Source organism: Vibrio sp. OPT20, from assembly GCF_963889365.1.
Taxonomy (GTDB): Bacteria; Pseudomonadota; Gammaproteobacteria; order Enterobacterales; family Vibrionaceae; genus Vibrio; species Vibrio splendidus.
In genome coordinates this window covers 1-14,914 of sequence record NZ_CAWPOA010000078.1, presented here as the reverse complement: position 1 = coordinate 14,914, position 14,914 = coordinate 1, and the positions used below count along the sequence as shown (strand labels likewise).

Genomic DNA, 14,914 nt, shown 5'->3' with positions numbered 1-14,914 from the left:
TCAGGGTTTCTGTGCTTCCGAGGTAAACCAAGGTCAGTGGTGTCGCACCGTCTTGTTGCAGCGTGTCGTTCAGACGTTCGTAAGCCACCTCTACCAGATCTTCATTGCCTTGCGCGGCTTGATTGTAGATATCAAGAACGTCTGAACTTGGGTTAGCCTGCGCCAAAGTGGGTGCGAATGAAACAAGTGCAACCAGTAATGAACGCTTAAGCACAGAAGTGGTAGAACCTGAATTAAATGAGTGTGAAGTAGTCATGATTTCTAATCCCTTTCAAATGTTGACGTTGAAAGGTTAACTAGAATTTGTCATGTAGTTTTATCAATGCGACGAATGGTAATTACGAGGAGTGAATGGTTTAGAGAGGGTGTGAGTGGCGGGAACAAAAAGCACAAGTAGTGAAAACATAAAAGGCTAGGTACGCCTAAAGCCTCTTATCAACTTAATAAACTTTTAACGATCATTGAGCGAAGCTGCAAGGAAATCGATAAACAATCGTAGTTTGAGTGGCATTGGATCTCGCTCAGGAAACAATGCATAGACATTCTTCTCTGGCATCAGATAGCTAGGTAGCAAGGGCAGCAATTCCCCAGACTGAATGGGAGCATTAGCAATAAAGTCGGGAAGCCTAGCGATCCCAAGCCCTGCCATAGTCGCACACAGTAATGCTTCGCTGTTGTTGACTCGGTAATTGCCTTTCACTACAACGCTGGTCACCTGATCTTGGTGACCAAAAAACCACTCGGCGCTCTCAGATGTATGACGATAGAGCAAAGCGTTGTGTGCACTGAGTTCGCAGATCTCGGTTGGGATCGACAAACCATTCTCATCAAAATACGTAGGCGAGACGCAGATAACGCTACGGACGCTGGTTAACCGCTTCGCCACTAAACTCGAGTCATTTAAATCCCCAGCTCGAATCGCAACGTCATATCCTCCTTCGACAATATCGACGTAACCATCGTCCATCGTCATGTCGATGTGAATATGAGGGTAGCGTTTAAGAAATTGTGGGATGAGAGGGGCCAATATCAGACGACCAAAAGACATTGGTGCACTAACCCGCAATGTGCCAATTGCCTGATTTTGCTGACTGGTTGCAGCATCTTCAGCTTTTTGCAGCCAATAATTGGCTTTGGTGAGGTGATCATAAAACTGCTCACCCGATTCAGTAAGCGATATTTGGCGCGTAGTACGATGCAGCAAACGCACTCCAAGGCTCGACTCTAGTTGGATCACCCGCTTGTTAACCGCCGAACGTGACACGCCCAGTTCACGCGCTGCGCCCGCAAAGCTCGATTGTTTTACCACCGCAAGGAAATAAGGAATAGCGTCTAAGTGCTGCATGATTGTCGCCAATTTGGATACAGTGTGGAGAGTGTAGAGCCTATTCTCTAATCAATCTAGGTCTTTTATGCTGATTTCATCGACTTCAACAATAGAGTAAGACATGAAATCATTGATAAAACCGGCATCGGAAAAAAGGCACGTTAATGGTATCGGTCGGCAATTCCAGTCTCCGCTATACGTGGTCAGCATTGGCAGTCTTGTCGCCGTGAATTTTGCGTTCGCCAAATATGCTGTGACCATTGGCATCCCACCGATTGATGTCGCGATTATACCGATGGCAGGTGCAGCTTTATTGTTGATGACGTTATTGGTAATACAAGGTCAGCTCAACCGAACGGCATTGGTGCATTACCGTTATTATCTTTGGGCTGGTTTACTGGGCGTCGCAATCCCTAATCTGGCGTCAACCTATGCCCTACAATCTCTCAATACCAGTACGTTCAGTGTACTCGTCACTTTGTCGCCCATTTTTACCTTGTTATTCACCTTACCTTTTCAAGGGTCCTCGTTAACCTGGCGAAAAGTACTTGGAATCATGGTTGGGGTCGTTGCCGCACTCTCTGTGACTTTGTCACCACAAATGAACACTTCATCCCCTTGGTCAGCACTAGCCATTGCGCTACTCGTACCCATATTTTTGGCCGCTGGCAATGTCTATCGCAGTCGCGCGTTCCCCTCTCTTGCCAATCCAATTGTTCTGGCCGCTGGCATGCTGACACTACAGAGCATGGTATGGCTTCCGTTTACTCATGCGATCGATGGTGAGGTCATTGCAAACGGAACTGGCGTACTTGCGCTGATGGCATGCTTATCGGCACTCAGCTATTTACTGACGTTTCGTTTTCAACGGATCACTGACGGGTTGGGCTTTAGCCAAGTGGGAAATGTGGTGACCGTCGTCGGCGTTTCCATTGGGATCACGTGGTATGGCGAGCCATTAACGCTGCAATTGATCGCATCCGTAATACTGTTGTTGATAAGCCTGTACTTATTTAATCACGCTAAATCTTAATCTCGTTCAAATCCAAATTAGTTCAAATTCAAAGGAGCAACTGCTATGTCACCATTAATCGAACAGACAAAACATCTATATCAAATCGTCGACCAAAAGGATGCCCACGCCCTAATGGCACTACTGCATGATGACGTGTCGTTTCATTTTTCGAACGCCGCACCAGTAGTAGGAAAGCCAGCTGTCGAAGCGGTCAACGCAGCATTCTTTGGATCAATTGAATCAATGACGCATACGTTTTCCGGGATCTACGTAAACGATGATACGGTTGCGTGTGAGGGGCAAGTTGACTATGTGCGCCTAAATGGCAGCTCGTACGCCGCTAAGTTCGCGACTTTCTTATCTTTCAAACAGGGGTTGATACATCAATATAAAATCTTTGCGGATGTCTCTGAATTGTAAGAACTCTTATCCAAGATCTTTTTTATTCTTGGAGATTCTCACCGTAATAACAGCCCCGTAGGATGATAGGGCTTGCAATTCAAAACAGTAGAGTAGGACAAATAAGTCACTACCTAGCCTAAGATAGAGTAGTGACTTAAACAAATTTAAACTGGATAGATTATTGTTCGAGCATTTTCATTTCGACAACAATAGGTAGGTGATCTGTAACCGCAGGCCAATTAGTGTCAGCATACTGTGTATTATTTTGCGGTACAGTTATCTCTTTGATTTTCCAAACTTGCGCTTTGCTGGTCATGACGTAATCCACTTGAATTTCAGGATTACCGGCTGGCCAACTGCGAAAATCGACATTCTGGTCAGTAATATTGTTCCAGTATCGAGAAAGCTCTCGATAGGTCACAGATTCAGGAACATCATTCATGTCGCCAAGCAAAATTTTGATGCCACGTGTATCAATTGCAGTATCGTTCAGCTCTCGAACTTGCCCCACTCGCATTGTTGGATCTTCTTTCGTATCTAAATGAGCATTGAACACTGTTATCGGTGCATTAAAGCCAGGAACGTCGATATGCGCTTCGAATACAATACGTTGCTCACGATTACCTGAAGGAAGCTGGGTGACTTCAGTTTTTAAGATAGGATACTTCGAGGCTATGGCAAGACCATACTGGCCACCATCAAAATCGATGGCACGACCAAATTCAATATTGAGCCCTGTCAGTTCGGCCAACTTTTTAGGCTGATCGACGTTTCCGCTTCGGTCTGTTAATACATCAACTTCTTGAATTGCTACAACATCTGCATTAAGCGCTTTAATCGCTTTAGCAATTTCGGTCAATGATGATACTCGAGCGGCCGCCATATTGAATGTGGCCACTCGTATTGTTGGAGCCTGTTGCTCAGTAAAAGTTTTATCAATCAAATCGGTTTGGGCTTGATAAGGTTCACGGTGTCCTCCAGCCATTGCTGTTGCTGAAATGACTAGGGATAGAGGTAGTAGCAAGCTTTTATATTTCATATCACGCTCTTTTATTTACTAAGTGGTTATTTTTAGAGGTAAATTATTGATCCGAAATATGTGCTAATGTCGTGATATGAATCGCAATATTCTAAGGGTAAAACGCTATAGATCACAAATTGTTACAATTTACATCAAAAATAAGGCTATACCTCAAGTCTAATTTGAGATTACGTTTGTAAAAATGCCTATAAACCACCGAACCAAAAAAATATCGTTTATTAAATCAGTGCCTTACTTGTTTTTCTATCATTTTTTTTTGTGTGAATTATCCTAATTGATATTATTTAATGAGTTTTAAACAAACGCTTTCACTGCATTCCTAAGTTCACACAAACAAAAATAGCCGCTAATCAGCGGCTATTTTTAGTTATCTAAACGAAGCTTCTATTACTTCTACTTCTTCGTCTCTTCAACCACGGCTTTCATCAATACTGATGTATCCATGCGGCCTTGTCCTTCAGCAGACAATGCCTTGTAAGCGTTGTTGGTTTTTTCAGTCAGTGGAAGCTGGATGCCTTGGCGCTCTGCTTCATCTAGACAGAAGCCTAAGTCTTTGATCATCCAATCAATCGCGAAACCGAAATCGAATTTGTCTTGCGCCATTGTGGTAGCGCGGTTTTCCATCTGCCATGACCCAGCTGCGCCGTTTTTCAGGCAATCAACCAGAGTTGGGATGTCCAAACCTGATTTTTCAGCAAGCACCAAGCCTTCAGAAAGGCCATTCAATACGCCTGCGATGCAGATCTGATTGACCATTTTCGCACGTTGGCCTTGACCTACTTTACCCATCAGAACCGACGACTTACCGTAAGCTTCGAACACAGGTTGGAGGTCGTTGAAAAGCGCTTGTTCGCCACCACACATGATGGTTAACACGCCGTTTTCTGCGCCCGCTTGGCCACCAGACACAGGTGCATCCATAAAGCGAATACCGGCTTGCTTCGCTGCCACTTCAAGCTCTTCAGACAGAACAGCAGACGTTGTGGTGTGGTCGACAAGAATCGCGTTTGGCTTCATCGCTGCCAATGCGCCTGTTTCGCTGGTTGTCATGCTGCGTACATCGTCATCGTTGCCCACACAAACTAATACCACGTCAGCTTCCACGACACACTCAGCCACAGATTCTGCCGCTTTACCTTGGTGTTTATCAGCCCAGTCTAGCGCTTTGCTGTGAGTGCGGTTAAATACCGTTACTTCAAAACCGGCTTTGACTAGGTGGCCTGCCATTGGGAAGCCCATAACGCCTAGCCCGATAAAACTTACTTTCATTTCTTTCTCCTTTTATTTGACCAAGTCATCGCTATGAAAAGATCGAACACTCTCAATCAGTGCATTAATAAGTAGGGTCAAAGCCTTTGGCTGATATTTTCTTTCTTTGTACACTAAATACGCTTGGCGATCACCCCGATGATACTCAGGGAGCACTTGAATCAAATTCATCTCAGGGGATACATGACGAAAAGGCAATGAAGCGAGCCCCAAGCCTTTTTGCGCTGCGGCCGCCACCGCATGAATATCGTTGACGATGAACTTGGGTTTAATCGTGATCATCTGTTCTAAGCGGTCGGACTTGTAGAGCGGCATATCAAACACATCGTCGACGTTAATCCAGTCTTGATGCTCTAAGTCGTCCGGTTTTTCAATTGTCTCACGCGAATCTAAATATTCTTGGCTTGCGAAAAATCCGTGCTTGGCTTTGAAAAGTGGCCGAGCAATCATGCCTTCCATATCCGAGATCTTAAACGTGATCAGTAAGTCACGATCGGTCTGAGGAATAAGCTGCTGCTGGCTCAGGGTTAGGTCGAGCTGAACGTTCGGATATTGAGTGAGGAATTGCTCTACCGTCGACCGTAGAAAGCCACTGTAGAAGTTATGAGGCACAGCGAGCTTTATCTTGCCTTGGATAGCGTCACGCTCTTCCAGCAAGCTATTAAAGCCGTGATGAATCGACTCCATGCCGCTGCTCAGTGCAGAAAAGGCCGCCTCACCATCTTTGGTGGCCACCAACTCACGACCTTTCTTTTCTAAAAGTCGGATATTGAGGCGATCTTCCAATGCGGTTAACCGACGCGACATGGTCGACACAGGCAATTGCAGCCGTTTAGAGGCCGATAGCAAAGAGCCCTCTTCAACCACTGCACAGAATAAGAACAGATCATCAATGTTTCCAAATATGGAATTCATGCTTCTATATGTGCCTATTTTTCTCATTAATGGATAGATGTAACCTTATCTCATCAACAACAGAAAATCACGGGAGAACACAGTATGAGCAACAAACAATTTTGGGTAACCGCGATTTTATCCTCCCTGACCATGGCGACCATCATGTCTGGGTTAATTTCTGGCTACAAAATGGGATTCAGCCACGAATGGCCGCCAATCTGGCTGCAAAGCTTTTTGATTGCTTGGCCGTGTGCCATCACGCTCAACCTCACCGTGCTCCCTTTGATCAGAAAACTCTCAGCATGGATTTGTCGCCCGAGAACGCTTTGCGTACCAGAGATCACGGAACTATGATCAAGGGCTAATATTCAGGAGCTATGACCTAGGTTCTTCCACCAAAGAGCTACGATAAAAAAGCTATGTTCACAGATAAATGCCTGAATTACGCCCATAAAAAAACCGAGCACTAGGCTCGGTTTTTTGTATTCTACATTCTACTCACAAGAGCAAAGCTATCAATTATTGATTGATATTACAGCTCAGCGTTGTGGTAAACCTGCTGAACGTCATCACAGTCGTCAAGCATGTCTAAGAACTTCTGGAACTTCTCAGAATCTTCTTCAGCTACTGGCGTAGTTGTTTGAGGAACGAAAGTGATTTCCTCAACGTCTAGCGTTAGCTCAGGGAACGCAGTGTGTAATGCAGTCTTCGTTTTGAAGAACTCAGTCGTTGGAGCGAATACAGTGATAACACCGTCTTCTAGCTCAACGTCAGTCACGTCTACGTCTTCCATCATTAGCGTTTCTAGGATGATCTCGTCATCTTCACCAGCAAACTGGAATACAGCTTGGTGAGCGAACATGTGAGAAACAGTACCTTCAACACCGATTTTCGCGCCAGTTTTAACGAAACATTGGCGAACGTCTTGGAAAGTACGGTTACCGTTGTCAGTTAGACAGTCAACGATTACGCTTGTGCCACCTGGGCCAAAACCTTCGTAACGAGCTGGTTGGAAGTCTTCACCGCCGCCGCCGTTCGCTTTATCGATCGCTTTGTCGATAACGTGAGCGGGTACTTGGTCTTTCTTCGCTTTAGCAATCAGGTGCTTAAGAGGTAAGTTCATGTCTGGGTCAGAGCTACCGTTCTTAGCCAGTACGTAAATCTCTTTACCGTATTTAGAATAAACTTTAATTTTTGCGCCTGCAGTTTTCGCCATTGAGGCCTTGCGCACTTCAAAACTTCTTCCCATCGGGATCTTCTCTCTGATTCAATTAACGGTGCAAATTCTAGCAAATTACTGCGTCATTTCAATTCAACAGCTTTGCTGGGTAAGGTTTGTCTGCGTTTATGCGACACCCATTACTCGTTTGTATTTTTCAACAGACTGATCAAACCAAGCCTTTTCTTCTGGATCACCTAGCTTCATTGCTTCTTCAACAATGGCTTCAGGGCCACATTTCGCTTGCTTCAGTTTCCATACAAGAAACGATGCTTGCTTATCCAGTTCGATTTTATTTTTCTCACTGGGTGGAAGGAGTGAAAGGTTGATAGACATTATTAGCCTTCGTCTGTAATACGCTTGGCCGAGAAATATATCATAGAGCAGCCTCATAAAACCAATACTATGAGCAATAGTGGGGGTTGTAGGACGAGAAAGCAACAAGTCGCTGATGCAGGTCAAGCTAGTTTTGGAAAAGTGCTTTTGGCTAAAGAGCCGATACAAGCTGAAAACAGAGATTTGAATGGTTAATTTCGATGAACTTGCTTAATCAGTAGCGCACCGTCCTGCTCAGTATGTGACTACCGTTCACTGCTCATTTGCTCGATTAGAAAGGAAGGGAGTATTAAAATTCAGTTTTAATTATGATTAAATAATAAGTGTTTTTTTAATCAAACCGATAGTGTTGATGTTTCATTCACAAACACGGTTAAATTAAAATATGCGCAAAATCATTGATACTCAAGCAGCCCCAAAAGCGATCGGACCATATTCTCAAGGGGTCATCACCGGTGGGCTAATTTTCACTTCAGGTCAATTACCATTGAGTCCTCATACCGGACTTTTGGTCAAAAGTAGTCTGGAGAAGCAAACCGTGCAGTGTCTAGAGAACATGAGAGCGATTTTGCTCCATGCAGACGCTGACATGTCAGATGTAGTGAAAACAACCGTCTACCTTACCGATATGATGAGCTTTTCCGTGGTAAATGAAATTTATAACGATTTCTTTATTAAGAACGGTGCCAATTTTTTCCCCGCGAGAACCTGCATCGAAGTATCGAAACTTCCTCTCAATGCCCTGATTGAAATAGAGGCCGTAGCTGTCGCGCCTTAGTTGTTATTTGTTTCGTTTTTTAGCCCCAGCCTAGAGCTGGGGTTACCTATTTAGTGCGCACTTTGCCTACTTATGCCCAATCATGCATACCCCCTTGAATCAGTGCGACCTCTTGTATTTAGAGGTTTTATCATTGAAGTATCGCGAAATGAGTAAGAATTACATTTTTCGAGAGTTAGAGTGCCAAATGACGAAGGAAGAGGTTGCTGAACTGTGTTTTAAAACTGTGAGGACTGTCACGAGTTGGGGTGAAGGAAAACCGATACATCCGGAGTGTAAAAGGCTCATGCGTATGTCTTACTGTAAAGGATGGCGTAGTTTTTTAAGGCTCGGACAATGTTTTCATCAATTTTCGAGCTGCTTGAACCAGAGAATCTCGCTCTGCAATTAAGTTGCTATAGACCTCTCCAGTTTTATTTAAATGTTCTATTGATGGAGCATTTGAATCTTGTTCTAGCTTTAGCTTTGCACCTTCAACAAGGAAAGAACGGTAGCAAATCTCCGCATTAGACAGTGAGTTAACTTGCTCATCCAGCTCTTCAAAATAAATCGCATTCAAAGCTGCAATTTTTGCCATGGGTGATTGTTCGATCGTTTCGTCACTTCCAAAAAAGTAATAGTTCTCTTGTTTCTTTAACCAAACACTAATTTCAAAGCATTCAATTACTATTAACTCCAGCTTCGAGCGAGTTTATTCGCGTTTGAATTTAATCTATGGGTGTAATTGCTTCCAACTAAAGCCCCAACAAGAGCAATTAAGGCTCCGCTAACAACTGGGATTATTGAGGTTGCCAATTCATATAACTCTGAAGTTTGAGGTGCGTCCATACTAAAGGTCCTTGACTGCTATCTGACAGAAAGTTTATATGTTTGAATATAAAAATTTTGATGTCTATTTTTTGTTGATGCAATTCTACTAACAATTGTCTATTACGACCAATGACTTATAGTTACAAGTGAGATGGTTGAATCATTCTGTCTTGTTTGAAGTAGATAACTAGCGCGCTGCTTGCATCTAGAGCGGGTTAGGTGAGGCTGATAGCTAGGTCGAATTTACCCCCGTGATACATAACGGGAAAAAGCAAAAATATACGGGTAGCTCTAAAGATTAAATATAACGTTACAGAGTCACTGCTAGGTTGAGGGTCACTAGCCCTAATTTGAAGGTTTTTGGGTAGAAGATTAAGTGACACGGTGTGCCACTTAATAATTAATAAGGTTAGACTCCGTCAAAAACGGGCAGTGCTTCGAACATAACTAATACGTTGATAATAATGATACTCACACCGTAAACAAATACACCAATCAACACCAACTCTCCTCCAGGCACTTGGTAAGGCTTCGATTTTTGCTGGTCCTCTTCACTCTCTTCAAGGTTATAAAACGCTGGTCTTTGCAGCCTTGATTTCCTTGCTAACAATGCAGGTACGATGCACGCCCAAATAGCCGCGGCCGATGCGGCATAACCAATGGCTGTAAGAAAGCCGAAAGGAAAGAGAAGGGAGAAAATAAGCGGCGGAATAAATGTAACCGCCCAAGTTTTAGTTCTTCCTTTGGATGTAGCATCAAATTGAAAGAGGTCAGCCAAAAAATCAAACACACCCAAGCCTACCCCTACAAAGCTCGACAAAATGGCAGCCGCAGAAAAAGCACTAATCACATTTGATAAAGTTTCTTCAGCCAAGACCGCTTTTAAGCTAATCAGCAAGGTATCGATATTGCCGCCTTCGGCAATAATGGGGCCGAAGCTAAATCTTGGTAAATTACCATAAATACTTAATAACCAAACGGTGTAAATAAAAAGCGCAATAAGTGTTCCACCTACAATAGCCCTTTGTGCGAGCCTTTCTTCAAGGTAGTAATCTCGTAATGTAGATACACTGTGGTGATACCCAAATGCAGTTAAAGCAATGGGAAAAAAGACCCACACGTACTGTGCATACTCAAATTTTAGATGAGCAACATCAAGCAAGGTACTAAGGTTAACGTTGAACCAAAGGCCTGCAGTGCCAAAACTAAAACTGATGATCATAAATAGCATTAACACGATAGAAATACGGTCAACCGTTTTTGTTGAATGCCAAACTAATACTGAAAATATAAGCACAAAAAGAATAGAAGCGAGTTTTGGGGCCAGGCCAAAGTATTCATTAATAATCAGCCCGGATGAGGTGATGTAAGCGTACAGTAAAATCCCCCCTACAAAATAAATCATTAAGTTATTTAGAAAATTAATCTCTTTCCCTAGCAAGTCTTTAGTGATGGAAGAAAAAGACGACCTGTACGGGTAATCCTTTAGAACTTCAAGCAATAGACAACCACTGGTTGTCATGATGAGCATAGTGAAGAGCAAAGCCATTAAAGCACCGATGGTCCAGACCCCAGCACCAGCAGCGGGGAGCCCAAGCATACCAGCACCGATGCAAATGCATGCGACGATACAGGCACCTCCAATCACTGAAGGCGGTTTGGTTGTCATTGCCTGTTTCTGTTTCATACTATCCATAAATGAATACCTTTCCTTTCGTTGGTTCACATTGCTTTCTTAGACGCGGTTATCCGATTCTTTTTTTAGTGGATTTGGCGTTCAAAAAAAGCGCTAGAGTCATCGACTTTAGCGCTTAAATTTCAGAGTGAAATAGTAATTAAATACTAAATTAGGATCATATTTGGACATCTACAGAATAACGTTCGTGTTGTTTTTGGCTTCTAGAAAAATAATTACTCCCATGCTTGTGAAAAGTCCTGATCTTTAAAAGCAGCAGCAAGCCCAGTGACCTGCTGCAATCGTAAAACTTCATCTTTATCCATTCCCAGTTCGTAGCAAATCTTATGATTTGTCCATCCCATGTCTTTAAGCTGGATAAGCAAAGCAGCTGTAAGCTCGACTTGATGTGAACCACGAGCAAGATTATGACGAACCGAAGTCGACATACACTTTTCTTCAGGCAAACTAAGCACCACTGCGGGTACGTAGCCCTTTAAGGCTTGCAGTTCGGGGTGATTTAATAATAATTGATAGCGATGACAACCATCGATGACGACATATTTTTTCACCGAAGTATTCAAACAACTGACTAAAATAGGCATAGTTACGCCATTTTTCTCCATCGACGTTTTTAGAAGTTTACTTTCTGGAGGCGCCATTTTATTTGGGTTGTATTGGTTAGCTTCTATCTCATCAAGTGGGATCATTTCAACATGACAAGCTGGCGGTAAGTCAGGAATAAGCTCGATGAGTACTTTGACTGCTTTATTGTAAATTGCGACCTTATCAATGATTTGTTTGTTCGTGTTATTGATAGATTTCAACCGCTTCTTGGTGCGGTGCTGATAAGCTTGAGTAGGTTCACTTTCCATTCGTATTACTCTCTTCTCCATAAAGGGCATGGTATTTTTTTGCTAAGGACTTGTTGTACCCAAAAGAGAGCCCTCGGCACCAATAGTCATTTTTAATCAGTACTTTACAAATTCTTCTCCAACTAGGAACTTGCTTTTTAGATTCCAATTTACTCTCTGCGTAGTCAGGGATGCAGGTCACTCCTTTTTGAGGACCGTTTTTACGCCACCACTGTAAGAACTTAAAAATTCGGTCTCGGTAATGTTTTTCTACATGTGGCGGCATGGTTTTCAAAAGGTATTTACTGTATTGCCGGTAGCTAAGTCCCGGTGGTAATTCAAATCGATAATAACCAAGGATACGCCCCTGACTTTTTGAGTATCGAGCACCAAAGTTACACCCTTCTACTCTGGCAACTAGTTTTTGCCAGGTATCAGGTTCTAATATTTGATATAGCCACAAACCTTTTCTTTGCTCATCTCCAAAAGGTTGGCAAAGCCGCTGCTGTGAAAGAGGGACGCCGGCCTTATGCATTAAGTCGTAAATACGGTTGTAATCCCAATTGAAGCGCGAGTTCGCGACCCAAATATCTGGAGTTTTCCAATCATAAAGAGGGTAAGCCATATAGACGTCACCCTGCATTTGAGTCGTCCAATATTTATCATCAAATTTCTTTTTGGCACGATTTTTAATAGTTTTAAAACGATGTAAAGACTCATCCGCTCGTATACCAATGAGCACAGCAATTGGTGTGCCTTTCTTTTTTTGGTACCAATGAGCAAATTTAAAGACGAAATCCTCAAATTCCATGCCTTTTTTAAAAAACGAGAGATGCTCCAGATCAGAAATCACGCCTTCATGTTGTGGTATTTCTCTAACCCATTGCGCTTCCTTATCTGGATCCCAACAAAGCCATTTAGGCTGAAATTGTGAAATTGAATTTCTTAAACTAAGCGGTAAGCAAACCCAGTATGGGTTTACTTCGCCACGAAGTACCATACGCTCAATAAAAGCATGAGTTTCGTGGTATTGGGCTTCGAAGTCTACGATGAGTACATCAACAGGTAGTCGGCCACGTTTTTTTGATTCTTGGATAGTTAAGTTCAAAAGAACACCAGAATCTTTCCCTCCGGAAAACGATACATAAAAGTGGCTAAAGTTGTCGAGAAGGTACAATATTCTTTGGCGCGCTCCTTCGAGCACATTGTAATCCTGCTGAATCTTGTCTCGAGAGAAGTAACCTTTTCTTCTTCCTTTACTAATACTAAGTAGGCGCTTGGTAGTCATGGGTTCACGAATGTCATTTAATATTCAAACCAAGGTACGTAAATTTCGTGTTTTTTATAAATTAATTATTGGTAATTAATTCAATTTCTAGGTACCGATTTGAAGCCTCATCGTAAAGAGCCGCTCTCCCGTTGTGATTTAGGAAAGAACGGCTTGGCTTACATTAAAAACCGAAGTGAAGGTTGCCTCTTAAACCTATAATCCAACTGTCATCGGCTTTTGAGTTAAACGGTAAAGTGTGAAGATATTGCACATTAGGAGTTAACGAGAGAGCCCCCCAATTCATGCGGTAATAGATTTCTGAATTATAAGAATCATCTAGTTCGGCATTAGGCTTAGCCCAACCTAGAGCGATACCAAGCGTGCCAGGCCCTACCCCACTATATCCTGTGCCAAACACGACCGAAGATTTGTATAGAGCCTCAGGTCCTTGCGCGACACCGGCTCTGAAAAATGGTATCCATGAGCCGGTTTTATATATGGATGACCAATTTGCGCCATAGTTTTCGCTAGCTTGCTCTTTTGGCCCATCACTGTGCCAAACTGTTAGGTGTGAATTCTTCAAATAAAAATCGTCTTTCGACTCCACCCAACCTATTTCTAGGGACTTAAAATATTGATTATCATTGATGAACTGTTCAACACCATCGAAAGGCTTAGTCGAATCAGCTTTTGCATCAGAGAAACTTGCATAAAAATAATAGTTTTCCGACATCATATGGCGTAGAACACCGCCGAATGTTGATTCATCTGGGATTGGGATGGAACCGGAACCGGTACTAAACTGTAAGTTAGAAAAACCATAGTAAGGGTTACCCAACTGATAAGTATCAACATAATCAGTCGTATCTAAAAAGCCAACCATCATATCGGTAGATTGTTTATTAAAGGTTTGTGTCCAATAAAGATTCGTTAACCTTAAACCTATATCACTAAAAGCTGGTTGGATTAAGCCAAACCCTCCGACATTACCCATGACAAATTCAGAGGGCGTACTATCTGTATAACCGTGCTTATGATCAACCCTCAGCTGCAAAGCTCCGGTATCACTCTCTTTTTGGTAAGCTAGCCAATTCAATGTAATCCGTGCAATACCAGCTGCCGCACTGCTGTCTTTGTTCGGCAAGCTCTCACTGGACGTTAAACCATAAACATAATAATCCACAGCTCCCTTTAGAGCTTTATCTTCAGCCGCATTCGTCAAGGTTGGCGTGCCAACGACAAACATTACGGCTCCCAAAAGCGTTAGCCAAAAACGCTTTGTCTTTTTCGTAAATGGTACATTCTCGCTCATATCAATAACTTCCTGTTGTTGTCATGGTAGTTGTACAGCTCGGCTCAACTTTTGTTAGTCAGAAGGTATTAAGAGGGATTTGAAAAATGAATTCTTGTAATTAATGGGTAATTTATGGGCTCATCTTTATCAACTTTTCTCCTTGCACAAACAGAAAGTGAAAGGGGAAATACAGATGTTACACAACAGCGTATAGGAAAAGTTTCAATCAGGTCTAAAAGCCTTAACCAAACAAGGTTCACCTAAAATGGAGTGGCTCCGTTTAACGTATTGAACAGCAAAACATGTTTGTTTGTAAGAAGGAAAATGACAGAGTTTCTGATATGATCTTGGTCACTTAAAAATAGGACGACTACAAGTAACACTGCCCAGTAATGAATAACAAAGTTGGTTTTGGGGAACTTTGCTATCAAATATATAGAGGGTGACTTCATCCTTATGTGCCCAAAAGATTTGGCAAAATGCAAGAGTCGCTGGTTCCTAAGAACCAACGGTAAAATTATGCGAGCGACCTGACAAATCTTCCAATAATTTATAACTAATAAATGAAGCGAGAGCCTTTATTAAATCCCGCATCTCCCCCCCACGCCCAGAACAATCAAAGTGCATAATGTAGTGGTCTAATGATCCCGGACACCAAATTAGGTGGTAAAGTCTCCACCATAAATGAGGTGTTCAATGACAAAACGACAACGACGTACATTTTCT

General features: G+C 42.7%; 15 protein-coding genes and 2 pseudogenes. 5 read left to right on the top strand and 12 right to left on the bottom strand.

The annotated features are described in order from the left end of the window. Together AACR09_RS17175 and AACR09_RS17170 are read right to left on the bottom strand one after the other, a co-directional pair. Positions 1-256: pseudogene (locus AACR09_RS17175) on the bottom strand (hypothetical protein); the annotation flags it as partial. A gap of 195 nt (positions 257-451) precedes the next feature. Next, positions 452-1,345 carry a LysR family transcriptional regulator gene (locus AACR09_RS17170; protein ID WP_193835423.1) on the bottom strand — a complete coding sequence of 298 codons (894 nt, stop codon included), beginning with the start codon at positions 1,343-1,345 and terminating at the stop codon, positions 452-454. A gap of 103 nt (positions 1,346-1,448) precedes the next feature. Here AACR09_RS17170 and AACR09_RS17165 point away from each other — a divergent pair, with 103 nt between their 5' ends. Both AACR09_RS17165 and AACR09_RS17160 read left to right on the top strand, forming a co-directional pair. Beyond that, a complete protein-coding gene (locus AACR09_RS17165) occupies positions 1,449-2,360 on the top strand; it encodes a DMT family transporter (RefSeq protein WP_193835422.1) in 912 nt (303 codons plus the stop codon). 45 nt (positions 2,361-2,405) lie between these two features. Further along, positions 2,406-2,762, top strand: a complete 357-nt coding sequence (locus AACR09_RS17160; RefSeq protein WP_017084974.1) for a nuclear transport factor 2 family protein — start codon at positions 2,406-2,408, stop codon at positions 2,760-2,762. 160 nt (positions 2,763-2,922) lie between these two features. Here AACR09_RS17160 and AACR09_RS17155 read toward each other — a convergent pair whose 3' ends face one another. The 3 genes from AACR09_RS17155 to AACR09_RS17145 form a co-directional block, all read right to left on the bottom strand. Beyond that, a complete protein-coding gene (locus AACR09_RS17155) occupies positions 2,923-3,783 on the bottom strand; it encodes an endonuclease/exonuclease/phosphatase family protein (RefSeq protein ID WP_017082936.1) in 861 nt (286 codons plus the stop codon). Positions 3,784-4,179: 396 nt separating this feature from the next. Further along, positions 4,180-5,055, bottom strand: coding sequence for an NAD(P)-dependent oxidoreductase (locus tag AACR09_RS17150; protein ID WP_193835421.1), 876 nt, complete (start codon positions 5,053-5,055; stop codon positions 4,180-4,182). A gap of 12 nt (positions 5,056-5,067) precedes the next feature. Continuing rightward, a complete protein-coding gene (locus tag AACR09_RS17145) occupies positions 5,068-5,970 on the bottom strand; it encodes a LysR family transcriptional regulator (RefSeq protein ID WP_193835420.1) in 903 nt (300 codons plus the stop codon). 84 nt (positions 5,971-6,054) lie between these two features. On the opposite strand from AACR09_RS17145, the gene AACR09_RS17140 reads away from it, so the two are divergent. After that, on the top strand, positions 6,055-6,306 hold the full coding sequence (locus AACR09_RS17140; protein ID WP_193835419.1) for a DUF2798 domain-containing protein: 252 nt from the start codon (positions 6,055-6,057) through the stop codon (positions 6,304-6,306). A 178-nt stretch (positions 6,307-6,484) separates the two neighbouring features. On the opposite strand, the gene AACR09_RS17135 is transcribed toward AACR09_RS17140, so the two are convergent. Next, the gene (locus AACR09_RS17135; protein ID WP_004732617.1) at positions 6,485-7,201 is read right to left on the bottom strand and encodes a YebC/PmpR family DNA-binding transcriptional regulator; all 717 of its coding nucleotides are present in this window, start codon (positions 7,199-7,201) and stop codon (positions 6,485-6,487) included. Between the two features lie 96 nt (positions 7,202-7,297). After that, entirely contained in the window at positions 7,298-7,507 is a 210-nt protein-coding gene (locus AACR09_RS17130; RefSeq protein ID WP_004732615.1) for a DUF3283 family protein, read from the bottom strand. Between the two features lie 385 nt (positions 7,508-7,892). On the opposite strand from AACR09_RS17130, the gene AACR09_RS17125 reads away from it, so the two are divergent. Further along, complete coding sequence (locus AACR09_RS17125; protein ID WP_017061991.1) at positions 7,893-8,285, top strand: Rid family detoxifying hydrolase; 393 nt, start codon at positions 7,893-7,895, stop codon at positions 8,283-8,285. A 133-nt stretch (positions 8,286-8,418) separates the two neighbouring features. Further along, a pseudogene (locus AACR09_RS17120) lies at positions 8,419-8,583 on the top strand (regulator); the annotation flags it as partial. 24 nt (positions 8,584-8,607) lie between these two features. On the opposite strand, the gene AACR09_RS17115 reads toward AACR09_RS17120, so the two are convergent. The 5 genes from AACR09_RS17115 to AACR09_RS17095 form a co-directional block, all read right to left on the bottom strand. Continuing rightward, a complete protein-coding gene (locus AACR09_RS17115; RefSeq protein ID WP_193835418.1) occupies positions 8,608-8,862 on the bottom strand; it encodes a hypothetical protein in 255 nt (84 codons plus the stop codon). Between the two features lie 642 nt (positions 8,863-9,504). Then, on the bottom strand, positions 9,505-10,791 hold the full coding sequence (locus AACR09_RS17110) for an aromatic amino acid transporter (protein ID WP_102503613.1): 1,287 nt from the start codon (positions 10,789-10,791) through the stop codon (positions 9,505-9,507). Between the two features lie 215 nt (positions 10,792-11,006). Next, a complete protein-coding gene (locus AACR09_RS17105; protein ID WP_102557227.1) occupies positions 11,007-11,645 on the bottom strand; it encodes an IbrB-like domain-containing protein in 639 nt (212 codons plus the stop codon). After that, a complete protein-coding gene (locus tag AACR09_RS17100) occupies positions 11,635-12,912 on the bottom strand; it encodes a DUF3440 domain-containing protein (RefSeq protein ID WP_102248770.1) in 1,278 nt (425 codons plus the stop codon). The genes AACR09_RS17105 and AACR09_RS17100 overlap by 11 nt, the downstream gene beginning before the upstream one ends. A gap of 163 nt (positions 12,913-13,075) precedes the next feature. After that, entirely contained in the window at positions 13,076-14,206 is a 1,131-nt protein-coding gene (locus AACR09_RS17095) for a carbohydrate porin (RefSeq protein WP_017091943.1), read from the bottom strand. Positions 14,207-14,914 lie beyond the last annotated feature (708 nt).